This is a genomic window from Actinomadura syzygii (assembly GCF_008085905.1).
GTDB lineage: Bacteria > Actinomycetota > Actinomycetes > Streptosporangiales > Streptosporangiaceae > Spirillospora > Spirillospora syzygii.
Genome location: NZ_VSFF01000006.1, coordinates 360,108 through 383,876, shown reverse-complemented (window position 1 = coordinate 383,876; position 23,769 = coordinate 360,108). Strand labels below are relative to the sequence as shown.

The following is a 23,769-nucleotide window of genomic DNA, read 5'->3' as shown; positions in this document are numbered from 1 at the left end:
GCTTGATCACTATGTGAACGCCAGATCGCAAAACGTACGACGCTTGCGCGCGGTGTGGCCTAGATCAACACTCTCCCCGAAGGCTGGATCCCGCGGGGACGCCACTCGCCACGCCCTCGTTCGACCTCGGTCGTCGGGCCATCCAGCAAGCTCGTCGCGGCCGGGCCAAGACGACGGCCAACGCCTCTTGACGCTCGCTCGACAGAGGTGAGATCGTGCCTCATCCAGTATACGAACTATGGTTCGCATCGTGAGCAGCACCCCCACCTCTGGAGGCGAAGTGCCTGAACAGATCGACGTTCCCGCCGGATACGGGCGCGCGTTCCGGGTGCGCGCCGGTCAGCAGTTCGAGATCATCGACGTGGAGGGCGAGCAGGTCGCCGACCTGTGCGCGGTGGCGGCGGAGAGCCACGACGAGCACATCTTCCTGCCCGTGACGCGGCTGGCGCTCGGCCGGGCCGAGTTCCGGCACGGCGACGTCCTCCTCACGGACCGCCGCCGCGGCATCGTGCGGCTCGACGACGATCCCGTCGGCACACACGACACGCTCTTCGGCATTTGCGATCGCTACCGCTACGAGGTGGATTTCGCACTCCCGCCCGGCCATCGCAACTGCCGAGACAACTTCGTCGAGGCGCTGAGCGCCGAAGGCGTGTCACCGGCCCACGCGGATCTCGCCGCCGACAACGGCGTCAACATCTTCATCAACCAGCGGCGGGACGAGCAGGGTGAATTCCACCTTGAGGCGCCGCTCACCCGTCCGGGCGACGCCGCTCGGTTCACGGCCCTGATCGACGCCGTCGTCGCCGTCTCGGCCTGCCCGGAGTCACAGAGCGCATGCAACGGCGGACGCCCGACGCCGATGCGCATCCGCCTGCTCTGAGCGACCGGTCGCCCCCGACCACGGATCGTGCGTTCCTCAATGACACGAAAGGGCCACGCACAATGTCGCATCCGCAAAATCGTGACGCCGACGACCTCCAGGCGTTCGGCTACCGGCAGCGGCTGAGCCGCCGTCTCGGCGCCTTCTCCGCATTCGCCATCTCCTACGGCTGTGTCGCGATCTTTGCGGGTGCGTCCGGCCTCTTCTACTTCGGTTACGGTTTCGGCGGTCCGGCCTTCGCCTGGAGTTATCCGATCGTCGGCGTCCTGACGATCCTCGTCGGCCTGTGCCTCGCCGAGGCGGCCGGACACATACCGCTCACCGGCTCGCTGTACCAATGGTCGCGCCATCTGTCGTCGAGCAAATTCCTGCCCTGGATGGCGGGCTGGCTGTTCATCGCCACTCAGATGATCGTCCCGAGCGTGATCGGGCCGACGCTGCAGGTGGTGCTCACACCCGTCTCGGACTTCTTCCAGTTCGTCGGGGACGGCAGCGCCGTCGGCACCGCCACGACGAAGGACGGCGCGATCAACGCGGTGATCCTCGGCTGCGCCGCACTCGCGATCATCACGTTCATCAACATCGTCGGCGTGAAGTGGACCGGCCGTGCCACCGAGATCGCGGTGATCATCGAACTCGTCGCCACCGTGGTGGTAATCGTAGGACTGGCGACACACGCCCGACGAGGACCCGACGTAGTGTTCCAAACAAATGGCACTGGCGCCGGCCACGGAACGGGTTACTTCGGCGCGATGCTGGTCGCCTCACTCAGCGCCGCCTACGTGTTCTACGCCTTCGAGAGCGCCGCGACACTCGCGGAGGAGACCACCAATCCGCGACGGTTCGGACCTCGTGCGATGATGCGGGCGCTGCTGCTCAGCATCCTCGTCATCTCGCTGCTCGTTCTCGTCGCGCTGATGGCGACGAAGAACCTGGCGGCGGAGGAACTGAGCACGAGCGGCCTGCCCTACATCGTCAAGTCGACCCTCGGTTCCACCTTCGGTGACATATTGCTGGTCTGCGTCGCGATCGCCGTCATAGGCGCGATCGTGGCCGCCCAGGCGACCGCCGTGCGTGTGGTCTTCTCAATGGCGCGCGACCACCAACTGCCGCTCAGCCGCCAGCTCTCCTCCATTTCGACTCGCTGGAACACGCCGGTGATCCCCACGCTGCTCGTCGCGGTGGTCGCAACCAGCCTGCTCTTGCTCAACTACGGCAACTCGCGCATCTTCTCCACGATCACGGGCGTCGTGATCGTCCTCTACTACATCTGCTACCTGCTCGTCATCGGCCCAATGCTGATCGCGCGCCTTCGCGGCACATGGCCACCAAAGGACGACCAAGCCGGTTTCTCGCTCGGCCGCTGGGGCCTGCCGGTGAACATCGGAGCGGTCCTCGGCGCGCTGCTGATCGTCATCAACATCGCTTGGCCGAGAGCAGCGGTCTACGGCGACGACCACTGGTACCTCCAGTGGGGCGCCTTCACCGTCCCCGGCGTGCTTTTCCTCGTAGGACTCGCGTACTACCTACTCGTACAACGCCGCCGCGACCCAGGCCCCCGAGCCGAACACGCAGCCCAACCCGCACCCACCAACGACGTGCAGACTTCCACATAAGAACGAGTTCCAGATCGCGAAAGGCGCTCGGCCGGGAGCCTCGGCCGAGCGCCTCGGCATGTACCCGAGAACTCCGCCCAGTGATCACTTGATCACACCTAGATGCAACCGGTGGTTGCGCATCAGGGGCCCGTGATCTAAAGTGCAACCAATGGTTGCTGGTTGTGGGGAGGGGTCATGGAGTACGGCTCCATAGTGCGTGAGATCCACATCGAGGCCCCTCCCGACGTGGTCTATGAGGTCATCACGAAGCCCGAGCACGTTGCGCAATGGTGGGGCTTTGAGGCGTCGTTCCCGGCCGTGCCGGGCGGCGACGGGCGGATGGCCAGGCAACGGCGGGACGGTGCTGGAACGCTCGTCGTGCCGATCCATGTCGTCGAGGCAGACGCGCCGCGGCGGTTCGTCTTCCGCTGGGTTCACCCGGAGGGTCAGCAGTCGACGCCGCAGAACTCGCTCCTCGTGACGTTCGAGCTGATGCCCGCCAACGGCGGGACGCTGTTGCGCCTGACCGAGGTCGGCTTCCGGGAGATCGGCTGGGAGGCCGCACAGCTTGAGGCGCACTACCGCAGCCACCGCGTCGGCTGGGATGAGCACCTCTCGAACCTGACGGCGTATACGGCGGGCCTGGTGCGGTCATGACCTCGACGATCGACGACGAGCTGTGGGCGGCTATCGGCGACCCGACCCGGCGTCGCCTGCTGGACGTGCTGCTCGCCGACGGCTCCGGCACGGCGACGAGCCTGAGCGGCCATCTGCCAGTGACGCGCCAGGCCGTTGCGAAGCATCTGGGTGTCCTGGAGCGCGCCGAACTGGTCGTGTCACGCAAGGACGGTCGCGAGGTGCGTTACGTCGTCAACGAAGCGCAGTTCTCCCGCGCCGTCGAGCAACTGGCCTCGGTCGGCGCGGCGTGGGACGCGCGCCTACGCCGCATCAAGACGATCGCCGAGTCGATCCAGGAGCTGCGCTCGAAAGTCGAGTAGGCCCGCCGCATACAGGAGATCGGAAGGTCATGACAAAGGTAATCTTCGGGAACCATTCAGCGCTTCGAGTGCGCCGCACGGAACGGGACAGAATCCGGAAGTTCTACCGCGACGTCCTGGGCTGCGAACTCACCAGGGAGTTCGACGACAAGGACGACTTTCGACTGGGAGACGATTTCTATATCGCGTTCCTCTACGGGAGCGGCGACGGACGGGAGGTGGACGAGGGCGTGGCCTACGCCGCGGAGGATGCCCTGAGCGATGACGACTTCCTGAAGGCGATCTTCCTGGAGTTGAAGGCGGCGGACGTGGAGAAAACGCGGCAGAAAATCGTCGACTTCGGCGTCAAAGTACTCGACGTCCCGGACCCGCACCTGTACTTCCAAGCCCCAGGAGGCCAAGTGTTCCGCCTGGTCGGCACCAACGAAGACCTCTCCAGATACGAGGGCAACTGACAGGACCCGCTGGGCCCCAGACCTCACAGGTCGATCGCGGTACCCAGTACGACGACCCCAGTGGTCACGCAGTGTCGACTTCAGAACGTAATCTGAGTACGATGGCGGCATGAGCTCTCCCGCGGACGCAGTGACGTTCTCCGACTTGTCTCGTAATCCCAAGTCCGTAGCCGAGCGCGCCGCACGTCTCGGCCGACTGCGTGTCACACACCGCGACGCTCCCGACTTCTACCTCACGGCCGCCGACCGGGAAGAGCAGCGCGACGAGAGTCTGACTACCGCGTCACGGATCTTCCTGGCGCTGATGAAGCATGATCCGAGCGCTCGGGCATTGCTCCTCGCCATGCCCGACGTGTTCCCCTGGATCCGTCACCTGAGCACCGAAGAGGTCCGCGCCTTCACCGTGGAACTGGTCGAGGCGCTGTCCGACGCCGCCGAACTCGATCTCGACAGCAGCGCTCAAGAGGTCATCACCGGCTGGCGCGCCACGGCACGGATCAAGGCAGACCGCACACAGCACGAGGAAGCCTCGCGGCCGACCTCTGGCGACTTCGGCCCGGTCGAGGTGACGCCTTGAGTCCCAAGCGAGGAGACAGGGTCACCGTCCCTCCGCCGGACGGCGAATGGGACGTCAGGTTCGGCACCAGCGAGGCGGTACGAGGTTGGGAAGAACTGTGCCGCCTCGCTGTGTCGAATACCCGCCGTTGCCTGGAGACCTTACGTTCCGAGCCGCGATCCCGCGCGAACCACGAGCGACAGCACCGACTCCGCGGAGATCTCGCAACGCACCGACACAACGGTCGGGACCTTGAGCAGTGGGAGTACGAAGTCACAAGCGGCGGGCGCGTCCGCTATGTGATCAACGATGACGACCGAACCCTCTGGATCGTCTACGCATCCCCTCGCCACCCAAAGGACACCGACCACTGATGGCAGCGTTAGATCTGGTTGTTGAGGAGGTTTAGTAGGAGGTTCTCGAATTTTTCGGGGTGTTCTATTTGGGTCCAGTGGCCGCATTGGGCGATCACGTAGAGGTTCGCCTTTGGGAGTGCGGCGGCGAGGTAGCGGCTTGCGTCTACTGGGATGATGCGGTCGTCTCGGCCGTGGACGCATAGGACGTCGTGGGTGATGGTCGCCAGTTCTTCGCGGGTGAAGAAGCGGCGGGTGCCGTTCGGGTCGAAGGATGCCTCGTGCGACCGGCGGACGTCGTCGCGGTTCACGTAGGACATTCGCTCGGCCACCACGCGGTCGACGGTGTCGAGCATCGGGTCCAGGTCGTACACGAACTCGCTTAGCAGGCCCTTTAGGGATTCCGCGCTCGGTGAGGCGTAGAACTCGCGGAGGTGTGTCAGGCCGGGGCTGACCGGCATGTTCGGTGCGCCTCCGCTGCCCATGAGCAGCACCTTGCCGACCAGGTCGGGGCGGGCCAGCGTCATCAGGATGGCCAACTGGCCGCCCATGGAATTGCCGACCAGGTGGACCTTTTTCAGGCCGAGGACGTCCACTAGGGCCAGTAGGGCTTCGGCTCGGAGTTCGTTGAACGGGCCCATTCCGCGGGGTGGGTCGAGCGGGTGGGAGGAGTCGCCGAAGCCGATCTGGTCCGGTGCGAGGCACCAGAAGCGGTCGCCGAGGTCGGCGATTATGCGTTCCCAGTTCGACAGGCCCGTCGCGCCGGGGCCGGAGCCGTGCAGGAAAAGCACGGCTTCCGTGGCGCGGGTGCCGGACTCGTGGAGGCGGAACGTCAGTTTGTCTCCGCCGACGCTGACCGCGATATCGGAGGAGGTGATCGGGGAGGTCACAGGTGCACCTCTGCGGGCTTCTCGGCGCCCAGGTGGCGTCCGCCCCACGCCTTGGCGAGGGGGTCGCCGAAGAGGAAGGCGTGGCTTCCGGCGGCGACCGCGTCCTGGAACTTCGCCTGGAGCGGGTGGTCGATGAAGGCCGAACGCCCAGACGACACCCGCATCAGCGCTTGGACGGTGTCGAGCGCGGCGTTCGCTGAGCGGGCCACGTCCCAGCGCCAGAAGGCGCGCTGCTCCAACGATGGGATTTCGTGGCGTTCGGCGTGTTCCATCAGTTCGTCGGCGGTGCGTCGCACCTTGAGGACGGCCGCGTCCAACTGCCAGGCCGCCTCCGCGACCTGGTTCTGGACGGTGACCTCCTCGCGGAGAAGCTGCCCGTAATTGGTCCGGCGGCCGCGCGTCTCGCTGACCCACTGGTCGTAGAAGCCGAGGCACGCGCCCAGCGCGCCCGCCGCGATGATCAGGTTGAACGTGACGGCCCAGGGCGTCCGGTACAGCGGGCCGTCGTTCAACTCCTGGCCGGGCAGGGGCGTGCCGAGCCCGTGCGTGTAGAACACGTGCGACTGGCCGCGGTGCTCGGGGACGAACACGCCGTCCACAACGATGTCGTTGGAGCCGGTGCCGCGCAGGCCCGCGACGTTCCAGGTCTCCTCGATGCGGTAGTCGCCCTCGTCGAGGATCACGGACGTGAAGTCCGGGTACTCGACGCCGTTCAGGTCGCGCCGTCCGGCGATGCCGCCGAGGATGACGCCGGAGCAGATCCCGCTGCCGGACGAGAACGACCAGCGGCCCGACACCTGGTACCCGCCGGGGACTTTCTCGATTTTCCCGGTCGGCGTGTAGGACGAGGCGATCCGCCGTGCCGGGTCCGCGCCCCAGATCTCCTTCTGCGTCTCCTCCGGAAACAACGCGATCTGCCACGGGTGGACGCCCACGACGGACGCCACCCACCCGGCGGACGCCGACGCCCGTCCGATCTCGATCACCGTCTCGGCGTACTCGGCGAGATGGACCTCCCGGCCGCCCCACCGGGCGGGCTGGAGCGCGCGGAGCACGCCCGTCGAGTCGAGCGCCTCGACCGCCTCCACGGTGAGTTTTCCCTGCTCAGCGCTTGCGGCGTCGGCCGCCGCGAGCGCCGGCGCGGCCGTCCGCGCCTTGTCGATCATGCTCATTCGTCCCGTCCTCCGAGGAAGGTCCGCACGATCGCCTGGAAGCGCGCGGCCTGCTCGATCTGCGTCCAGTGCCCGCACTCGTTGATCACGTAGAGATCCGCCTGCGGCAGGTGTTCGGCCAGGTAGTAGCTGCACTCCAGCGGGACGATCACGTCCTGGCGGCCGTGCACCACGAGTGTTGGAAAGTCGATCTTCGCTAGGTCGTCCGGCGTGAAGCTGAGCATCTCGGGGCCGAACATCGCCCGGTGCCCCGCCTCGATCCACGGCCGCCGGACGATCGGCATCCGCTCGGCGGCGACCTTTTCCACCGTGTCGCCGAACGCGCCCTTGTCATGGACGAACTGGATCAGCAGATCCGCCATCGCTTCGACGGTCGGGTCGTCGAAGTACGTGATCAGCTTGATCAGTTCGGGGGTCGGCTCCAGGCCGGGCATGCCGCCCGAGCCCATCAGGATGATCCCCTCGATCAGTTCGGGACGGAGCTGCGCCATGCGCAGCGAGTACATCCCGCCCATCGAGTTTCCGACGAGGACGACCTTCTCCAGGCCCAGCGCGTCCACGAGCTGGAAAAGCGCGTCGATGCGGACCTCGGCCTGCGCCTTGAAGCCCTTCGGCTGCGGGTCCGGATAACTGGAGTCGCCGAAGCCGAGGATGTCGGGCGCGATGCAGTGGAAAGTGTCGCCGAGCCCCTCGATGACCTCCCGCCAGTTCGACGCGGCCGTCACACCCGGCCCGGAACCGTGCAGGAAGAGCAGCGCGGGCGCGCCCGGCGTGCCCGTCTGGTTGACGCGCAGGTGGCGGCCGCCGCCGATCGCGACGTCCTCGGCCCGGATCGCGGCGCTCATTCGCCCGCCTCGGGGATAGTCCGGAAAATTCCGGGCGGGCCGTCCAGGTACGCCTGGGAGCGGTGGTGGCCCCAGATGGACGGCAGGTCGTGCGTGCCCGCGACCCAGGTCAGGTCGTCCACCGTGATCCCGCCGTGCCCGTACTCGATCTGCATCGAGGACGGCGTCTGCACGTAGATCGACGTCATCAGGTCGTTGGTGTGCCGGCCGAGGGACAGCAGGATCTCCCGCTCCGGGTCGGCCGTGAACAGGTCGATCGCCGCGCCGAGGTCGTCGAACGACTCGACCTCCAGCATCAGGTGGTTGATCCCGGTCATGCCGGGGATCTCCGCGACGGCCAGCGAGTGGTGGCGGCCGTTGCAGTGGTAGAAGCGCAGGTTGAAGATGTCGCTCTTCACCCGGTCGGACAGGCGGAAGCCCAGCGTGTCCGCGTAGAAGGCGTTGGCCTCGTCCAGATTCGGGACGATGAGGACGATATGCCCGAGCCCGAGGTCGCCGGTGACGAAGCGGCCCCGCATGGGACGTCCCGGAAAGAACGAGTTCGGGTTCGAGTACTGGCCCCAGACCAGCTCATGCCGGTTTCCGAACGGGTCGGTGAACCAGTACAGCTCCGCGACTTGCCGTTCTTTCAGCTCGTCCGCGGCGCCGTCGCGCACGTCCACGCCCTTGCCGCGCAGCTCCGCGACGTACGACCGCAGGACGGTCTCGTTGCCGCAGTCCCAGCCGACGTAGCGAAGCTCGTCCCGCTCCGCCGGGTGGACGGCGATGCGGTAGCCCCGGTCGTCGACCTTGACCCGGACGGCGCCGTCCGACCCGTCCTCGGCGAGGACCGCGCCGAGCAGCCGGGTGGCGTAGTCGCGCCACTCCTCGGCCTTCGGGGACGCGATCCCCAGGTAAGCGAGTTGCGAAATCACAGCATGACCTCCGGAGCGGACGAGTCGAGAAGCGCGGCGCCGTAGTACCGGCCGACGCCGTCGGAGACGAGGAACGCGTGCCCGAGCTCGGCGATCACGTCCTGGTAGACGCGGTGGAGGGGGTGGTCCACGAAGACCGTCCGGCCGGACGCGACCCGCATCAGCTTGTTGATCGCGAACCCGACCTCCTGGCAGCTCTTGGTGACGTTCCAGCGCAGCCGCGCCCGCTGCCGCTTGTCGAGGTGCACGCCCGCCTCGGCGGCCTCGGTGATCGTGTCGATCGCGTCGTACATCTTCATGACGGCCGCGTCGTGCACCCACTCGGCCTCGGCCAGGTGCATCTGCATCAGCGGGTCGTCGGCGTAGGTGCCGCCCCAGTTCGCCTTGCGGACGCTGGTGTCGGACGTCCAGTCGTCCAGGACGCGGCGTCCGAGCCCGAGCATCGGCGCGACGAGGACGAGGTTGAACATCACCGCCCACGGCAACTTGTAGAGCGCGGACGGGTTCGTCTCCATGCCGGGCGCGGGACGGTCCGGGTTGTACTCGTACAGCGGGCTGGACAGGAAGCGCCGCGCCGGGATGAACGCGTCCGCGACGACGATGTCCTTGCTGCCCGTGCCGCGCGAGCCGCGGACGTGCCAGGTGTCCTCGATCTCGTACTGGTCGCGGTGCAGCAGCGCGGACCCGTAGTTCGGCACCTCAACGCCCGGCGCCGCCTCGATCTTCCCGGCGAAGCCGCCGAGGATCACGCCCTGCGCGTGGTCGCAGCCGGACGAGAACGACCAGCGTCCCGACACCCGGTAGCCGCCGTCGACCGGCTCGATCTTCCCGGTCGGGGCGTAGGACGAGGAGGCGTTCCAGTCCGGGTCGGACTCCCAGATCTCGGCCTGCGTCTCCGCGGGGAACAGCGCGAGCTGCCACGGGTGCGAGCCCATGACCCCGGCCACCCAGCCCGCCGACGGCGCGATCCGGCCGAGCTCGTAGACGGCGGTGAGGTGCTCGCGCAGCGACAGCTCGGCGCCGCCCCAGCGCTTCGGCTGGAGGCCGCGCATCAGGCCGGACTCCTGCATGAACGTGAAGGCCCGGCCGGTCAGCGAGCGCTGCTCGGCCGACAGGTCCTCCTCGGCGCGAAACTCCGGCTCCAACCGGCGGATCTCGTCCAGGACGGTCATCGGCGTCAGTTCCTTCGGTGGTCGGGGTGGTCGGCGTGGTCGGCATGGTCAGGGCGGACGGTCACCAGGTGACCGGCATCTCTGTAATAGTCACTACATGGACCGTAGAGCGATCGCTCCAGGGAAGGCAAGAGGCTCCGACGTAAATTGTGAGCTGAAGACGGACGCTCTCCTCCGGGGTTGCGTTGCGGCGGTGACTGCTGTCACGGTTAAGCTCTGTAGTAATCACTACATGGAGGAGTCGTCGTGCCGCACACCCCGCCCTGGGAGCCGGGCCTGCTCGCGTCGCTGACCGGCGTCGGGCCCGGTCCGAGCGCCCACGACAAGCGGGTCGCGCTGCGCTCCGCGCTCACCTCCGGCGGGGCTCCGCTGGTGCTGCCGGGCGTGACCGACGCGCTCGGCGCCCGGCTCGTGGAGGAGGCGGGCTTCGCCGCCGCGTACGCGACCGGCGCCGGGCTCGTCAACGCGGGCTACGGCCTGCCCGACATCGGGCTGATCTCCCAGGCCGAGGTGGTCGAGCACGCCGGACGGCTCGCCGAGGCGACCCGCGTCCCGCTGGTCTGCGACGCCGACACCGGCTACGGCGGGCCGCTCGCCGCGATGCGGACCGTCCGGCTGTTGGAGCGCGCCGGTGTCGCGGGCCTCCAGCTCGAGGACCAGGAGATGCCGAAGCGGTGCGGGCATTTCGACTCGCACGCGCTGATCCCGGCGGGGCACATGCAGACCAAGATCGCAGCGGCCTGCGAGGCGCGGACCGACGACCAGCTCGTGATCATCGCCCGCACCGACGCCCGCTCCGTCCACGGGATCGACGAGGCGATCGAGCGGGGCCGGGCCTACGCCGAGGCCGGGGCCGACGTGCTGTTCGTCGAGGCGCCGCGGACGGTGGACGAGCTGGCCCTCGTCGGACGCGAGCTGGCCGGGATCCCGCTGGTCGTCAACGTCGTCGAGGGCGGCAAGACCCCGCAGCTCACGGTCCCGGAATACGCGGAACTCGGCTTCGGGATCGTGCTCTTCGCCAACTACCTGATGCGCTCGATGCACTTCGCGGGCCGTGAGGCGCTCGCGCACCTGCGGGAACACGGGGAGACCGCGTCCCGCGCCGGACGGATGGCCGACTGGACGCAACGGCAGAACCTCTTCAACCTGCCGAGATTCAGCGCCGCCGAGAGCGCGCTCGACCGCGAGTTCGGGAGCTTCGGGTGAGTTCCGCCCCCGGCGGCCTGCCGGTCGAGACCGAGCTGCCCGAGCGCGTGGGCGTCCTGGTGCTGGGCGCCGGGCTCGCGGGATGCGCCGCGCTGCTCGCCGCCGCCGAGGCCGGGCAATATGCCCTGCTGCTGGAGAAGACCGGCGAGATCGGCGGCTCCACCGTGAAGTCCGCCGGGCTTTCCGCCTTTTCCGGGACGGACGAGCAGGTCGAGCAGGGCATCGCCGATTCCGTCGACCTGCTCCGCAAGGATCTGCTCGACGTCGGCAAGAACCGCAACGACCCGGCGCTGGTCGACCTGTACTGCGAGCATCAGCTCGCGACGTACCGCTGGTTGAAGGGGCACGGCGTCCGGTACGGCGAGATCCACGCCGCGTCCGGGCAGTCGGCGCCGCGCAGCCACCCCACCGACACCACCCGAATGCTGGAACTGCTGCTCAGGGCAGCCGGTGAGCGCGGCGCGCGGATCATGTTCGACGCTCCGGCGGACCGGCTGCTGCGCGACGGCTCGCGGGTGACCGGCGTCCGTTTGGCGGACGGACGCGAGGTGCGCGCGGACGCCGTCGTCCTCGCCACCGGCGGCTTCTCCATGAACCCGGAACTGCTCGCCACCTTCGCGCCGCAGATGGAGCACGCGCTCCGCCAAGGCGGCGCGGGCAATCAGGGCGATGGCCTGAAAATGGCCATGGCCCTGGGCGCGGGCCTGCGCGACACCCCCTATATCAAGGGCACTTACGGCCATTTCCACGTCGAGCATCCGGACGAGGACGGCACCGGAATCCTCGCCGTCTACAAGGGCGCCATCGCGGTCAACCGCGAAGGCCGCCGGTTCGTGGACGAGTCGAGGAACTACAAGGAGATCGGGGACGCCGCGCTCGTCCAGCCCGGCGTGACGACCTGGCAGGTCTTCGACGCCCAGGCGATGGCCCAGGCCAACGACGAGGTCCCGATCTACGAGTTCGCCGGACGGGAACGCGCCGGAATGCTCGCCAAGGCCGGCACGATCGCCGCGCTCGAAGCCGAGATCGGCCTCCCCGAAGGCTCTTTGCAGCGGACGGTCGCCGAATACAACATGGCGATAGAGCGAGGCGAACCCGATCCGCTCGGACGGGCACACCTGTCCGGGGGAGTCGGGAATCCGACGCCGATCGACCGTCCGCCCTTTTACGCGCACCCGTCGGGAACGGTCATGCTCGCCACCTATTGCGGGCTCACGGTCGACACGCGGATGCGCGTCCTCGACTGGTGGGGCGCGCCGATCGAGCGCCTCTACGCGGCCGGTGAGATCACCGGCGGATTGCACGGCGCGGGCTACATGACCGGCACGTCCATCGGAAAGTCGGGCGTCTTCGGCCGCCTCGCCGGACGCAACGCGGCACATGAGGAAAGCGAGCTCGAATGGTGAGGTCAGCGGAACTGTTCGACCTGTCCGGGCAGGTGGCGCTGGTGGTCGGCGCGGCGTCCGGCGGTCTCGGGGAGCGCGCGGCGCGGGCCCTCGCGGACGCGGGCGCGACGGTCGCCGCCGCCGACCTGCCGTCCCGCGCCGCCGACCTCGCCGCCACCGCGCGGGACCGCGACGTGAGCACGCACGAGATCGACGTCACCGACGAAACATCCGTAACAGCCGCCGTCGACGGTGTGGTCGCCGCGCACGGACGGCTCGACATCGTCGTCAACGCGGCGGGCGTCATGCTGCGCAAGCCCTACGACGAGACGACGGTGGACGAGTTCGAGCACGTCGTCCGGGTCAACCTCACCGGAACCTGGCTGGTCGGGCGCGAGGCGGGCAAGGCACTCACCCGGCAGGGAAGCGGCGGACGCATCGTCAACCTCACCACCGTCTACGCCGAACGGGTCGGACCGGTGCCGGAGTCGGCGTACTACTCGTCCAAGGCCGGGGTTGTGAACGTTACGCGGGCGCTCGCCGCCGAACTCGGCCCGCACGGCGTCAACGTCAACTGCCTGGCCCCCGGCGTCTTCTACCCGACGCAGATGACGGCCGCACTGGGCGCGCAGCCCGACCGGCTGAAGTGGTTCGGCGAACGCACCATGCTCGGCCGCCTCGGCGACCCGGACGCCGACTTCGCCGGGCCCCTGCTCCTGCTCGCGAGCCCCGCCGCCGCGTACATGACCGGGCAGGTCGTGTACGTGGACGGCGGCTGGTCCGCGTGGTGACCGACCCGACCGACCCGACCGACCCGACCGACCCGACCGACCCGACCGAGGAGACTTCAATGACCGCCGCCGCCAAGAAGGCCCTGCTCATGCTCGACTACCAGGTCGCGCTGTGTGAGGAGGGCCCGCACCTGCGGATGCCGCCGCTCGCCGCGCAGATCGCCGAACGCGGCGTCCTCGCGACGGCGGAGCGGGTGCTGACCGCCGCCCGCGCCGCCGGGACTCTCGTCGTGCACGTCCGGCTGGCGTTCGACCCGTCCTACAAGCTGCGCACGAACCGGCTGCCGCGCTTCGACCCGTACGAGGGGCAGCGCGCGATGCTCGCCGACTCGCCGGAGGCGCAGATCGTGAAGGCGCTCGCGCCGCAGCCGGGTGAGCCGGTGATCGACAAGGGCTGCGTCGACCCGTTCGTCGGGACGCCGCTGCGCGAGATGCTCGCCGCCGAAGGCGTGACGGAGGTCGTACTCGGCGGCGTCGCGACGAACCTGGTGGTCGAGTCGGCGGCGCGGCACGCCTCCGACTCCGGACTCCAGGTGACGGTGGTCGAGGACATGTGCGCCTCCTTCCGCCCCGATTTCCACGAGTTCTCCGTGACGAACATGCTGCCGCTCTTCGGTTCCGTGGCCGGTTCCGCAGAGCTGGAATTCTGAGAGGAGACGGCTTTGCAGAGTCACCGTTATGACGTCGTCGTTGTCGGCGGCGGCGTCGCGGGCCTTTCGGCCGCCGTCTCCGCCGCCGAGAACGGCGCCCGCGTCGCGGTCCTGGAACGCTCGCCGGAGGCCGAGACCGGCGGCAACACCCGCTACACCGAGGCGTTCCTGCGCATGAAGTCGCTGGACGAGGTAGCGGACGGCTTCGCCGACGCCCTCGTGGACGACTTCATGGGGCACCCGGATCCGTCCATCGTCAATGACGCCGCCCTTCCGCCGCGTCGGCAGAGCGCGCTTTATCGCGCCACCCACACCGTCGACCCGGAATACGTCGCGGCGCTGGCGGAGAAGGCGCCGCCGACGCTGCGCTGGATGTCCGGGCACGGTGTGCGGTTCGATTTCATGCCGACCCCGTTCCTCACCCAGTCGACCACGCGAATGGCGCCGGTCGGCGGCGGGCTCGCCATCGTGGAGACGATGGGCAAGGCCGCTCGCGGCCTCGGCGTGGAGTTCCATTTCGAGACGACCGCACGGCGGCTCACCTTCTCCGAAGAGGGCATCAACGGCGTCGTCGCGCACACGCCGGACGGGCCCGTCACGTTCGAAGGCGCGGTCGTGTTGGCCAGCGGCGGCTACCAGGGGAATTTCGAACTGATGGCCCGCTATCACGGCGACCGGGCGCTGACCTGCCGCCCGGTCGCGAAGGGCGGGAACTACAACAAGGGCGAGGGGCTGGAAATGGCGCTCGCGCTCGGCGCCGCCACCGCCGGGAACTTCGCCCTCTTCCACGCCGAGCCGGTCGACCCGCGCAGCGGCGAGCCCGAGGCCGCCGTCTTCTGCTTCCCCTACGGCGTGCTGGTCAACAAGGACGGGCGCCGTTTCGTGGACGAGGCGCGCGGCACCGTCGACGCCTGGTACGAGCGGACGACCCGCGCCATCCAGGCCCAGCCCGAAGGGATCGCCTGGGTCATTCTCGACCGGCGGGGAACGGCGGTCCCGAACCTGATGGCGGGCGTCCGCACCGACATCGCGCCCGTCACCGCCGACACCATCGGCGAACTGGCCCTACGGCTCGAACTGCCCGTCGAGGCAGTCGAGTCGACCATTTCCGAGTACAACGCGGCCTGCCCGCCGCCGGACGGGTTCGACCACACTCGTCCGGACGGGCTCGCGACCAGTGGGCTCACTCCCGCGAAGTCGAACTGGAGCCGTCCCATCGCGGACGGGCCTTTCACGGCCTACCCGATAATGGCGGCGAACGTGTTCAGCTTCGGCGGTCTCAAGACGACGGCCGAGGCCGAGGTCGTCGACCGCGACGGCCGCCCGATGACCGGCCTCTACGCGGCCGGGGAACTGACCGGGCTGTACTACTCCAACTACACCGGTTCGACGTCCGTGCTGCGCGGCGCGACGTTCGGACGCATCGCGGGCGCGAACGCCGCCGCCCTCGCGCCGGGAGCGTGAGCATGCGCATCTGGCACCAGTCGTTCACTGTTCTGGACGACGTCCCGCATTACCGCGACGCGCTGGCCCGGCACCTGCGTTCGCAGGCCCGTCCCGACACCGAGATCGAATTCCACGGGATGAAGCCGGGCACGTATCCGTCCGACTATCCGGGGACGCACATCGGCTACGCCTACCTCTCCGGGCTGCACAAGGAGCAGTTCGCGCACGCCGCGCTCCAGGCCGAGGACGAAGGCTACGACGCCTTCCTCATCGCCACCATTCCCGACACCGCGTACGAGGAGGTCCGGACGCTGGTCGACATCCCCGTCGTCGCGTTCGGCCAGACCTCCGTGCTCATGGCCGCGCAGCTCGGCGACCGCATCGGGATCGTCAATTTCATCGGCGCCCTCGAACCGCAGCTCCGCCGGAACATGCGCGACTACCGGCTCGACTCGCTGGTCGGCCCCATCGTCCAGGTGGACGCCGAATTCTCCGACGTCATGGCCGCCTACGCCGATCCGCAACCGCTGCTGAACGCGTTCGCGTGGGCGGCGCGAAAGGCGATCGAGGCGGGCGCGAACGTCATCGTCCCCGGCGAGGGTCCGCTGAACGTGTTCCTCGCCGACCAGGGCGTCTCCCGGGTCGACGACGTGCCCGTGCTCGACTCCCTCGGCACGTGCGTCCGGGTCGCGGAACTGCGCGCCGCGCAATTCCGGGGCACCGGTCTGATCCCGGCGCGCCGGGGCTTCTACGGCGCGCGCCCGCCGCGCCCGCTCGTCGACGCCGCCCGCGATTTCTACGGGACGAACAGGACCCTGACGTGACCGCCTGGGACACCGAGGTCGATGTCGCCGTAGTCGGCGGCGGGGCCTGCGGGGTGATGACCGCGCTTCGCGCCGCGCGCGATCCCGGCCGTCTCGTCGCCGTATTCGAGAAGTCCACGCGCGAGGGCTGCAACGCCGCCATCTCCTCGGGTTCGCTCGCAGCCGGAGGCACCCGCTGGCAGGCGGCGGCGGGCATCGAGGATTCCCCGAAGCAGCACGCCGACGACATTCTGCGCGCGAGCGGCGACGAGGAATGGCGTCCGGTGGTGGAAGCGCTCTGCGCCGCCGCCGCGGACCTCGTGGAATGGATCGCCGACACCGGATACCCCATCGAACTCGGCACCGACATGCCCCGCGCCGGAATGACCGCGCGGCGGCTGCACACCGACACCGGACGGCTCGGCGGCGCCCGGCTCATGCGCCACCTGCGCGCCGTTCTCGAAACCCACGACAATGTCGCCTTCGTCGACGAGGCGCCCGTCGTGAACCTCGTGTCGCACGAGGGCCGGGCGGTCGGCGTCGTCGTCTCGCAGAACGGCTCTCTCCAGCGCGTCAAGGCCGACGCGGTAGTCCTCGCGTCCGACGGTTTCGCGAACGCCCCGGCGTTGGTCGAAGAACACCTCCCGCACCTTGGGACGCCTTTCTACGGCGGAGTGTCCACGTCCACCGGAGACGCGCTCGCCTGGGCGCTGCGCCTCGGCGGGCAACTGCGGAACATGGGAGCCGGACTGCGTTCCGGACTGGTCGTCGTCGGCCACGGGACCCGCGTGTCCCCGGCGCTGCCGTTCAACGGCGCCGTCCTGGTCAACCGCGACGGCGAGCGTTTCGTGGACGAGGAGTCGAAGGGCTATTCGTCCATGGCGGGAGTGCTGCGGCACCAGCCGGGCGAGCGCGCCGCGATGGTCTGGGACGCCACCGCCATGGCCGCCACCCGCGAATCCGAGATGATGCGCGAATGCCTCGCCGCGGGGGCCATTCAGGACCGTCCGACCATTGAGGCACTCGCCGGTTCCCTAAGCCTGACGACGGCGGCGACCGAGCGCGCCCTGACGCCGCTTCCGGGCCGCCGCTCCCTCACCGCGCCCTACCATTTCGCCTGGGTCACCCACGGCCTCCTCACCACCCAGGGCGGACTGGTGATCGACCCGTCCGGGCGCGTGCTGAACGCCGAAGGCGAGCCGATCCCCGGCCTTTACGCGGGCGGCGGGACCGCCTGCGGCCTCGCCGGGCCCCATTCGGACGGCTACCTTTCCGGCAACGGCCTCCTGTCCGCCTTCGGAATGGGCTGGATCATCGGCGACGCCCTCGCAGCCGTCCCCGCGTAGCCGCGCCGGTTTGCCTGCCATGGAGACACGCCGGGCCTATGGGCGCAACCCTGTCGACGACCTACGGTCCCTTGGTGGTCTTTTCCTAAATCGCTTTGTTTGACTGGAGGAAATGCGCGAGAGAGGAGATCACCATGCCGGCCCCACCGTTCCAGCCCCCGGAGATGAAGTACCCGCCGATCACGAGCGGCGCGACCGTCCGGCAGTGGCAGCAGCAGCTGAAGAACCGCGGCTGGAACCTCGTCCCGGACGGGAAGTACGGCCCGATCAGCGAGCGGATCTGCGTGAACTTCCAGCGCGAGCACCGGCTTGAGCCGGACGGCATCGTCGGCCCGATCACCTGGCGCGCCGCCTGGGAGGCCCCGAGCACGCTCGCCCCGCAGGCCCCGGCCGAGGTCCTGCACGTCGGCTCCTACGGCGACGCCGTCGCCGTCTGGGAGGAGCAGGCGGACAACCGCGGCTGGCCGATCAAGCACGTCGACAGCTCCTTCGACGAGGAGTCCGCCGCCGCCTGCAAGGCGCTCCAGGCCGCCTACGGCCTGCCGGTGACGGGCAACGTCGACTACCAGACCTGGGACGCCGCCTGGCGCGAAGAGGCCCCCGCCTAGCCCCGACGGCCGGGAGGCCGGATGAGCCGCTGGACCGACTGGATCCCCGGCGCCGCGCGGCTCCGGGAGCGGCTGCGCGAGCGGGGCTCCTGGGTGCTCTGCGAGGAGGTGCGCGCGGGCATCCGCGAGATGGACGTCCTCGTCGCCGCCCGCAAGAACAACGGCAAGGTGTCCGGACAGGACGCCGAGCTGCTGCGCGGCGCCGACGAGGCCCTCGACGAGGCGTCGCAGATCATCGCGTTCGACGGGCACCGCAGATGCCACACGGCGTCGCACGTGACGAGCGCCCAGCTCCACCTGAACTCCGGGCGCTCCCTGTGGATGCGGACGCTGTCGCCGAGGGAGCTCCAGTGCTACCTGCCCGCCATGATCGCCACGGTCAAGCAGTACCTGGTGCCGACCGACGAGAACCGGGCCGTGGTCGAGCAGATCGCCGTCCGGGTGCGGAAGGCGCAGGTCACCGGGCGTCCCGCGCGGCTGTCCGCGGACCAGCTCGTCACCCTGGTCGCGTCGGTGTCGGCGGCGCGGCAGGCCGCGCTCCGGGAGAAGCTGCGCGCCAACAGCTTCGTGCGGATCGTCCACTGGATCACGGTCTTCCTGTTCCTGCTCGTGGTCGTCATCGGGGTACTCACGGCGTGGCGGGACTCGGCCGTCCCGCTGTGCTTCTTCCCCGTGTCGGCGCCCGGCTCGAAGGGCGAGGTCAGCGTCGTCTGCCCGGTGGGCTCCCGGATGGACGTCCCGCAGGCCGACGTCGCGGCGGCCACCCGGCAGACCGCCGGGTGGGCCGACTACGTCGTGGTCGAGATCGTCGGGATCGTCGCGGCCGGGATCGCGGCGGCGACCGCGCTGCGCAAGATCCGCGGGACGTCCACCGCGTTCGGCATCCCGGTCGCGCTCGCCATGCTCAAGCTCCCGACCGGGGCCCTCACCGCCGTGCTCGGGCTGCTGCTGATGCGCGGCTCGTTCGTGCCGGGGCTCAGCGCGCTCGACTCGTCGGCGCAGATCATCGCCTGGGCGGTCGTCCTCGGATACTCGCAGGAACTGTTCACCCGGTGGGTCGACCGGCAGGGGCAGGCCGTGCTGGACAGCGTGCGCGAGCCCGTGCCCGCCACGCTGTCGCCGCCGCGGCCCGCGCCGGCCGCGCCCGCGTCCGCGACGGGCCGGGCCCCGCCGCCCTGACCCTCAGCCGCCCTGACCGTCTCCTAGAAGACCTGACCGTCTCCTAGAACACCAGGGTCCAGCCTTCGCGGGACGCCTGCTCCCGCGTGTAGGCGACGCCGTCCACCTTGAGGCCGTCCGCGTTCAGCAGCGTGATCGCGCCGCCGCCGTTGCCCAGCTGGACGGGAGGCGCGAGCGGCACGGCGAGCGCCGCGCCCGGCTCGACCGTCCCGGACAGCGGCAGCCGGTTCTTCAACCGGTCGGCGATCGACCAGCCGTCGAGGACGATCCGTCCCGGCGACGCGTTCAGCAGCGTGACGGTCTCGTGCTCGGGCGCGGGGCCGACCGGGTTCACCAGCGCGCCGACGATCCGCACCAGGCTGTCGGGCGAGCCCGGGCCGGGGGCCGGGCCGGGCTCGCCGGTGTCGGGGATCGTGTGCCCGGTGGTGTCGTCGGTGTGCCACGACTGCGACCCGAACGCCAGGAACAGCGCGATCCAGCGTCCCGACGACAGCCGGATGAGGAGGCCGCCGTCCTGCCAGACGCCGTCGTCGGCTGTGAACCGTCCGGTGTTGCCCTGGTTCATGTGGATGTCGTGGACGCCGTTCCCCGGCGCGAACCCGAAGATCTTGTCGCGCTTGTCCTCCGGGCCCCAGCGCTGCCCGAACGCGAACACGCGGGCGTCCGGGTCGCTCAGGGCCTTCTGGACGTGGTGGTCGAGGAACTCCCCGAGATCGTTGTCGGGGCCGGGCAGGCTCGTCGGCGCGGGACGCATCGCCGCCCGGTCGAACAGGTTCGCCCGGACGAAGTCGAGCGCCGCCCCGCCCGGCTTGCTGTCGAGCGCGGTGAAGCCGTCCGCCAGCCCGGCGACGGCATCGGTGACCGGATGCCTGAAGTCGTCGACGGCCAGGTAGAGGAGGTCGGGCGGGGAGGTCTGCGAGCGGATGTTCACCGCGCAGCGGAAATCGGTTTCCCCGGCCTTCAGATGAATCTGATAATGCGGCGTATCGGTCGTTTCGATACGCCGGTCGGCGACCGCCCCTTTGAGCACGCCATAACCGTCTATCGGCATCGCAGCCACCCTCGCGTTCGTCGGGGCGGCGGCCCCGAACGCGCCGCCCTCGCACATCTCGACGGTCGCAGTAACACCGCGACCCGTACAGCCACTTTCCCGTAGTTGGCCATAACCGGTAATGGTCCGCCGCCGTTCGGTCACCCGGCGGGCTTGGCGATCACGAGCCGGTCGGCCGTCCTGGACAGGACGGTGATGCCGTACGGCGCGCCCCGTCCGGCCGGGAACGCGACGGCGATCCGGTCGGGGCCGTGCCGCTCCCAGCGGCCCCGCACCTCGCGCGGACGGTCGTCCGGACCGGGACGGTACTCGGCGAACGTGCCGTCCGCGTGGAACTCGATGCGGCGCCGGGGCCGCCGCGCCGGACGGAACGGGTGGTCGGCGGGCCGGTACACGGCGGCCTCCTCGGTGTCCTCCTCGAAGGCGTGGATCCAGGCGCCGGTCACGTCCGGCGGCGCCCCGTTCACGAGCCGGAGCCGTTCACGAGCCGGAGCCGTTCACGAGCCGGAGCCGTGGCCGACGAGCCCCAGCATGTTCTGGATGTCGGTGAGGACCTCCCTGGTCAGGCGCTCGGAGTCGTACAGGAGCTTCTCGACGTCGCCGTTCTGCCCGGGAACCCCGGCGGGCTCCTTCGCGCCGGGCGCGGACGCGGCGGCGGGCGCGGGCGTGGCCGCGGCCTGGTGCGCGACGACGAACGAGGCGCGCGGACCGTCCAGGCACGCGTTGATCCGCTCGCCCTGCCCCTTGGTGAACATGAACATGGTGTCGTCGTCGACGTAGTCCATGTAGTTCACGAACATGTCGCCGTTCGGCCCGTTGTCGCAGGTGACGTGCGGGAACTTCGGCTTGCCGGTGTTGGAGTCCGCCTGGTTCGGCGTGTCGGCGACGCGGTCGTCGTTGGTGCACGCGCCGTCGTCGTCGCCCCAGATGTGGAAGAGGTCGAGCCAGTGGCCGATCTCGTGGGTGGCGGTGCGTCCCCCGTCGTAGGGGGGCGCGGCGGTGCCGGTCGTCCCGAAAGCCGTGTCCAGGATGACGACGCCGTCCGTCTGCGGCGGTCCGCCCGGGAACTGCGCGTAGCCGAGCAGGCCGCCGCCCAACCGGCACACCCAGATGTTGAGGTACTGGTCGGTCGGCCATGGGTCGGACCCACCGGTCGCAGCGGCCTTCACCCCGTCGTTGGCGTCGAAGCTCGTCTGGTCGGTCTTGACCCGGACGATCCCGTCCGTGGGCTTGCCGAGCGGGTCGGTCGTGGCGAGGGCGAACTGGCATTCGTTGTCGACGACGAGCGAGCGCCACACGTCCGGCACCTTCGACACGTCGGGGTTGGCCGCCCGGTAGTCGCGGTTGAGGACGTCGATCTGGCTGGCGATCTGCGCGCCGTCGATGTTCTGGCCCGCGTCGTTGTAGACGACGTGGACGACGACGGGGAACGTCACCACCCCGCGGCGCGCGGCGCTGCGCCGTCCGGTCTCGTACATGAGCGCCCGGTTTTCGATCCGCTGCCGCTGCGCCCGGTAGGTCATGCTCTCGTTCAGGAGCCTGCGGTGCACCTGCATGGCCCCGCACAGGTCGCGTCTCGGCGGCGGGAATGGGCTGGTCTCGGTCATGGCGGGGTCCGTCCTTTCGCGTCTCGGTTGAAAACCGCCTCGTCGCCAGACCTATCAGCCGCCGTTTCTGAGGCGCGTCGTAATAACCTCAAAACCTGCCAAAAGCTCTATTTCATTGGCGCTTCAATACTTCGGTCCGATAATGAATTGTGCGGGGGGCCGCCCGATCGCGGCCCCCCGCACAATCTCCTGGGACGGTCAACGCCCCGCGGACTTCTCGTGCTCCGCCCCGGAGACGGGCGCGGGGACCGGACGGTCCGGCCGCGGCGTCCGCAGCGTGGCGGCCACGAGGCCCGCCCCGACGAGGGCGATCAGCCCGGCGCCGACGAACGCGGCGGAGAACCCGTCGGTGAGCGCGGGCAGGTTCCCGACCTGGTCCGCGCCGGCCGACGCGGCGATCGCGGTCATCGCCGCCAGGCCCAGCGCCGATCCCACCTGGTAGCTCGTGTTGACGATGCCGGACGCGAGCCCGCCCTCCTCCGGCCGCGCCGCCGAGATCGCGGTGCCGAGCGACGGGATGAACGCGAGCGACATGCCGAGCGCGGCGAGCAGCGAGGCGGGCAGGACGTCCACCCAGTACGAGCCGTCCGAGCGGACGAGCGACAGCCAGCCCATTCCGGCGGCGAGCACCAGCAGTCCCGCGACGGTGACGGCCTTCGGCCCGAACCGGCCGATCGCGCGCGGCGCCAGGACGATCATCCCGAGCATGATCAGCACCGTCATCGGGACGAGCGCGGCCCCCGACGGGAAGGCGCTGTAGCCGAGGACCTGCTGCAGGTAGAGGTTCAGGAAGAACCACATCGGGATCCACGCGCCGCCGAGCAGGAGTTGCGCGAGGTTCGCGGCGCCCAGGTTCGGCGCGCGGAAGATCGACAGCGGCATCAGCGGGGCGCGCCTGGACGCCTGGACGCCGAGGAACGCGCCGAGCAGCGCCAGCCCGGCGGCCAGCACCAGCCAGGTCTCGCCCGCGTCCCAGCCGACCTCGGGGGCGCGGACGACGGCGAACACGATCGCGCCGAGCCCGGCGGTGGAGGTCAGCGCGCCGACCACGTCCACCGAGCCGCGGGCGCGGCCGCTGCCGCCGGGCATCAGCGCGGGCGCGGCGGCCAGCGCCAGGACGGCGATCGGGATGTTCACGTAGAACACCCACGGCCACGACACGTACTCGGTGATGACGCCGCCGAGGAACACCCCGGCCGTGCCGCCCGCCGGGGCCGCGGCCCCGTACAGCGACAGCGCCTGGGTGAGCTCGCGCGGCTCGGAGCCGAACAACATCATCAACAGCGTGAGCGCGGCGGGCGCGATGAGCGCGGCGCCGACGCCCTGGAGCGCGCGTCCGGTCAGCTCGACCTGGACGTTCCCGGCGGCGCCCGCCACGGCGGACCCGGCGAGCAGGACGACCCAACCGGCGGAGAACAGCCGCCGGGCGCCGAACAGGTCGGACAATCGGCCGCCGAGCAGCAGCAGGCCGCCGAACGCGACGACGTAGGCGTTGAAGACCCAGGACAGGTTCTCCTGTGAGAAGCCCAGGTCGTCCTGGATGCGCGGCAGGGCCACCCCGATGATCGAGGTGTCCATGATCACCATGAACTGGGCCAGCGCGATCAGCGCGAGCGCCCACCAGCGGCGGCTCGCGGGCGGTGCGGAACGAGCGGACATGACCTTCTCCTTCTCCTACCCCCAGGGGGTATATATCCGGAAAACGGGGCTTACCCTAGGGGGGTATATCCGAAACGTCAAGCCCAGGTCGGGGTGCGGCGGGTCGGCCGATCGTCGTAGGCCGTCGGTCCGAAAGTCGTCGTCGTCCGGTACCTGAGGACGAGGGCCCGATCGACGTTCAGCCGACGCGCGGGCCGCCCGC

Annotated in this window: 24 protein-coding genes; 15 read left to right on the top strand and 9 right to left on the bottom strand. The window is 69.6% G+C overall.

Features of this window, described 5'->3' with window-relative positions; genetic code table 11:
• Positions 1-250: 250 nt before the first annotated feature.
• The 6 genes from FXF65_RS17080 to FXF65_RS17055 all read left to right on the top strand — a co-directional run bounded on the left by FXF65_RS17080 (position 251) and on the right by FXF65_RS17055 (position 4,511).
• Positions 251-883 carry a DUF1989 domain-containing protein gene (locus FXF65_RS17080; protein WP_222868610.1) on the top strand — a complete coding sequence of 211 codons (633 nt, stop codon included), beginning with the start codon at positions 251-253 and terminating at the stop codon, positions 881-883.
• A 62-nt stretch (positions 884-945) separates the two neighbouring features.
• Positions 946-2,499 (top strand): APC family permease, encoded by a 1,554-nt coding sequence (locus FXF65_RS17075; RefSeq protein ID WP_187412347.1) that lies wholly within the window; start codon positions 946-948, stop codon positions 2,497-2,499.
• A gap of 177 nt (positions 2,500-2,676) precedes the next feature.
• Positions 2,677-3,138 (top strand): SRPBCC domain-containing protein, encoded by a 462-nt coding sequence (locus tag FXF65_RS17070; protein WP_148350946.1) that lies wholly within the window; start codon positions 2,677-2,679, stop codon positions 3,136-3,138.
• Positions 3,135-3,479, top strand: a complete 345-nt coding sequence (locus FXF65_RS17065; RefSeq protein WP_148350945.1) for an ArsR/SmtB family transcription factor — start codon at positions 3,135-3,137, stop codon at positions 3,477-3,479. Before FXF65_RS17070 ends, FXF65_RS17065 begins: the two co-directional genes overlap by 4 nt.
• 29 nt (positions 3,480-3,508) lie before the next feature.
• Positions 3,509-3,934 carry a VOC family protein gene (locus tag FXF65_RS17060; RefSeq protein ID WP_148350944.1) on the top strand — a complete coding sequence of 142 codons (426 nt, stop codon included), beginning with the start codon at positions 3,509-3,511 and terminating at the stop codon, positions 3,932-3,934.
• 109 nt (positions 3,935-4,043) lie between these two features.
• Positions 4,044-4,511: a hypothetical protein gene (locus FXF65_RS17055; RefSeq protein ID WP_148350943.1), complete on the top strand. Its 468-nt coding sequence runs from the start codon at positions 4,044-4,046 to the stop codon at positions 4,509-4,511.
• A 361-nt stretch (positions 4,512-4,872) separates the two neighbouring features.
• Here FXF65_RS17055 and FXF65_RS17045 read toward each other — a convergent pair whose 3' ends face one another.
• The 5 genes from FXF65_RS17045 to FXF65_RS17025 are packed head-to-tail and all read right to left on the bottom strand — an operon-like array spanning position 4,873 to position 9,836.
• Positions 4,873-5,733, bottom strand: a complete 861-nt coding sequence (locus tag FXF65_RS17045) for an alpha/beta fold hydrolase (RefSeq protein ID WP_148350941.1) — start codon at positions 5,731-5,733, stop codon at positions 4,873-4,875.
• Complete coding sequence (locus tag FXF65_RS17040) at positions 5,730-6,905, bottom strand: acyl-CoA dehydrogenase family protein (RefSeq protein WP_148350940.1); 1,176 nt, start codon at positions 6,903-6,905, stop codon at positions 5,730-5,732. The genes FXF65_RS17045 and FXF65_RS17040 overlap by 4 nt, the downstream gene beginning before the upstream one ends.
• Positions 6,902-7,750: an alpha/beta fold hydrolase gene (locus tag FXF65_RS17035; RefSeq protein WP_148350939.1), complete on the bottom strand. Its 849-nt coding sequence runs from the start codon at positions 7,748-7,750 to the stop codon at positions 6,902-6,904. The genes FXF65_RS17040 and FXF65_RS17035 overlap by 4 nt, the downstream gene beginning before the upstream one ends.
• Positions 7,747-8,664 (bottom strand): VOC family protein, encoded by a 918-nt coding sequence (locus tag FXF65_RS17030; RefSeq protein WP_148350938.1) that lies wholly within the window; start codon positions 8,662-8,664, stop codon positions 7,747-7,749. Before FXF65_RS17030 ends, FXF65_RS17035 begins: the two co-directional genes overlap by 4 nt.
• Positions 8,661-9,836 carry an acyl-CoA dehydrogenase family protein gene (locus FXF65_RS17025; protein ID WP_148350937.1) on the bottom strand — a complete coding sequence of 392 codons (1,176 nt, stop codon included), beginning with the start codon at positions 9,834-9,836 and terminating at the stop codon, positions 8,661-8,663. The genes FXF65_RS17030 and FXF65_RS17025 overlap by 4 nt, the downstream gene beginning before the upstream one ends.
• Positions 9,837-10,082: 246 nt before the next feature.
• Between FXF65_RS17025 and FXF65_RS17020 the strand changes: the two genes are divergently transcribed.
• The 9 genes from FXF65_RS17020 (at position 10,083) to FXF65_RS16980 (ending at position 19,250) form a co-directional block, all read left to right on the top strand.
• Positions 10,083-11,042, top strand: a complete 960-nt coding sequence (locus FXF65_RS17020; protein WP_148350936.1) for an isocitrate lyase/PEP mutase family protein — start codon at positions 10,083-10,085, stop codon at positions 11,040-11,042.
• Positions 11,039-12,448 carry an FAD-dependent oxidoreductase gene (locus FXF65_RS17015; protein ID WP_148350935.1) on the top strand — a complete coding sequence of 470 codons (1,410 nt, stop codon included), beginning with the start codon at positions 11,039-11,041 and terminating at the stop codon, positions 12,446-12,448. The genes FXF65_RS17020 and FXF65_RS17015 overlap by 4 nt, the downstream gene beginning before the upstream one ends.
• Complete coding sequence (locus FXF65_RS17010) at positions 12,442-13,218, top strand: SDR family NAD(P)-dependent oxidoreductase (RefSeq protein WP_148350934.1); 777 nt, start codon at positions 12,442-12,444, stop codon at positions 13,216-13,218. The genes FXF65_RS17015 and FXF65_RS17010 overlap by 7 nt, the downstream gene beginning before the upstream one ends.
• A complete protein-coding gene (locus tag FXF65_RS17005) occupies positions 13,215-13,868 on the top strand; it encodes a cysteine hydrolase family protein (RefSeq protein WP_222868609.1) in 654 nt (217 codons plus the stop codon). Before FXF65_RS17010 ends, FXF65_RS17005 begins: the two co-directional genes overlap by 4 nt.
• Positions 13,869-13,880: 12 nt before the next feature.
• Complete coding sequence (locus FXF65_RS17000) at positions 13,881-15,332, top strand: FAD-dependent oxidoreductase (protein ID WP_148350933.1); 1,452 nt, start codon at positions 13,881-13,883, stop codon at positions 15,330-15,332.
• A 2-nt stretch (positions 15,333-15,334) separates the two neighbouring features.
• The gene (locus FXF65_RS16995; RefSeq protein WP_148350932.1) at positions 15,335-16,138 is read left to right on the top strand and encodes an aspartate/glutamate racemase family protein; all 804 of its coding nucleotides are present in this window, start codon (positions 15,335-15,337) and stop codon (positions 16,136-16,138) included.
• Positions 16,135-17,463 (top strand): FAD-dependent oxidoreductase, encoded by a 1,329-nt coding sequence (locus tag FXF65_RS16990; RefSeq protein ID WP_148350931.1) that lies wholly within the window; start codon positions 16,135-16,137, stop codon positions 17,461-17,463. Before FXF65_RS16995 ends, FXF65_RS16990 begins: the two co-directional genes overlap by 4 nt.
• Positions 17,464-17,597: 134 nt before the next feature.
• Positions 17,598-18,071, top strand: a complete 474-nt coding sequence (locus FXF65_RS16985; protein ID WP_148350930.1) for a peptidoglycan-binding domain-containing protein — start codon at positions 17,598-17,600, stop codon at positions 18,069-18,071.
• Positions 18,072-18,092: 21 nt separating this feature from the next.
• Complete coding sequence (locus FXF65_RS16980; RefSeq protein ID WP_148350929.1) at positions 18,093-19,250, top strand: hypothetical protein; 1,158 nt, start codon at positions 18,093-18,095, stop codon at positions 19,248-19,250.
• Positions 19,251-19,293: 43 nt separating this feature from the next.
• On the opposite strand, the gene FXF65_RS16975 is transcribed toward FXF65_RS16980, so the two are convergent.
• The 4 genes from FXF65_RS16975 to FXF65_RS16960 form a co-directional block, all read right to left on the bottom strand.
• Positions 19,294-20,301: a DUF2278 family protein gene (locus FXF65_RS16975; RefSeq protein ID WP_148350928.1), complete on the bottom strand. Its 1,008-nt coding sequence runs from the start codon at positions 20,299-20,301 to the stop codon at positions 19,294-19,296.
• A gap of 140 nt (positions 20,302-20,441) precedes the next feature.
• Complete coding sequence (locus FXF65_RS16970) at positions 20,442-20,768, bottom strand: hypothetical protein (protein WP_148350927.1); 327 nt, start codon at positions 20,766-20,768, stop codon at positions 20,442-20,444.
• 30 nt (positions 20,769-20,798) lie between these two features.
• The gene (locus FXF65_RS16965) at positions 20,799-21,908 is read right to left on the bottom strand and encodes a zinc metalloprotease (RefSeq protein ID WP_222868608.1); all 1,110 of its coding nucleotides are present in this window, start codon (positions 21,906-21,908) and stop codon (positions 20,799-20,801) included.
• 198 nt (positions 21,909-22,106) lie between these two features.
• Positions 22,107-23,567 (bottom strand): MFS transporter, encoded by a 1,461-nt coding sequence (locus FXF65_RS16960; protein WP_148350926.1) that lies wholly within the window; start codon positions 23,565-23,567, stop codon positions 22,107-22,109.
• Between the last annotated feature and the right edge of the window lie 202 nt (positions 23,568-23,769).

Excerpts from the sequence above, each read along its gene's own strand:
- FXF65_RS17055 (WP_148350943.1), top strand. The coding sequence starts at position 4,044 with ATGAGCTCTCCCGCGGACGCAGTGACGTTCTCCGACTTGTCTCGTAAT.
- FXF65_RS16985 (WP_148350930.1), top strand. The coding sequence starts at position 17,598 with ATGCCGGCCCCACCGTTCCAGCCCCCGGAGATGAAGTACCCGCCGATC.
- FXF65_RS17035 (WP_148350939.1), bottom strand. The coding sequence starts at position 7,750 with ATGAGCGCCGCGATCCGGGCCGAGGACGTCGCGATCGGCGGCGGCCGC.
- FXF65_RS16975 (WP_148350928.1), bottom strand. The coding sequence starts at position 20,301 with ATGCCGATAGACGGTTATGGCGTGCTCAAAGGGGCGGTCGCCGACCGG.
- FXF65_RS17060 (WP_148350944.1), top strand. The coding sequence starts at position 3,509 with ATGACAAAGGTAATCTTCGGGAACCATTCAGCGCTTCGAGTGCGCCGC.
- FXF65_RS17040 (WP_148350940.1), bottom strand. The coding sequence starts at position 6,905 with ATGAGCATGATCGACAAGGCGCGGACGGCCGCGCCGGCGCTCGCGGCG.
- FXF65_RS16980 (WP_148350929.1), top strand. The coding sequence starts at position 18,093 with ATGAGCCGCTGGACCGACTGGATCCCCGGCGCCGCGCGGCTCCGGGAG.
- FXF65_RS17010 (WP_148350934.1), top strand. The coding sequence starts at position 12,442 with ATGGTGAGGTCAGCGGAACTGTTCGACCTGTCCGGGCAGGTGGCGCTG.
- FXF65_RS17025 (WP_148350937.1), bottom strand. The coding sequence starts at position 9,836 with ATGACCGTCCTGGACGAGATCCGCCGGTTGGAGCCGGAGTTTCGCGCC.
- FXF65_RS16960 (WP_148350926.1), bottom strand. The coding sequence starts at position 23,567 with ATGTCCGCTCGTTCCGCACCGCCCGCGAGCCGCCGCTGGTGGGCGCTC.
- FXF65_RS17075 (WP_187412347.1), top strand. The coding sequence starts at position 946 with ATGTCGCATCCGCAAAATCGTGACGCCGACGACCTCCAGGCGTTCGGC.
- FXF65_RS16965 (WP_222868608.1), bottom strand. The coding sequence starts at position 21,908 with ATGACCGAGACCAGCCCATTCCCGCCGCCGAGACGCGACCTGTGCGGG.
- FXF65_RS16995 (WP_148350932.1), top strand. The coding sequence starts at position 15,335 with ATGCGCATCTGGCACCAGTCGTTCACTGTTCTGGACGACGTCCCGCAT.
- FXF65_RS17070 (WP_148350946.1), top strand. The coding sequence starts at position 2,677 with ATGGAGTACGGCTCCATAGTGCGTGAGATCCACATCGAGGCCCCTCCC.
- FXF65_RS17065 (WP_148350945.1), top strand. The coding sequence starts at position 3,135 with ATGACCTCGACGATCGACGACGAGCTGTGGGCGGCTATCGGCGACCCG.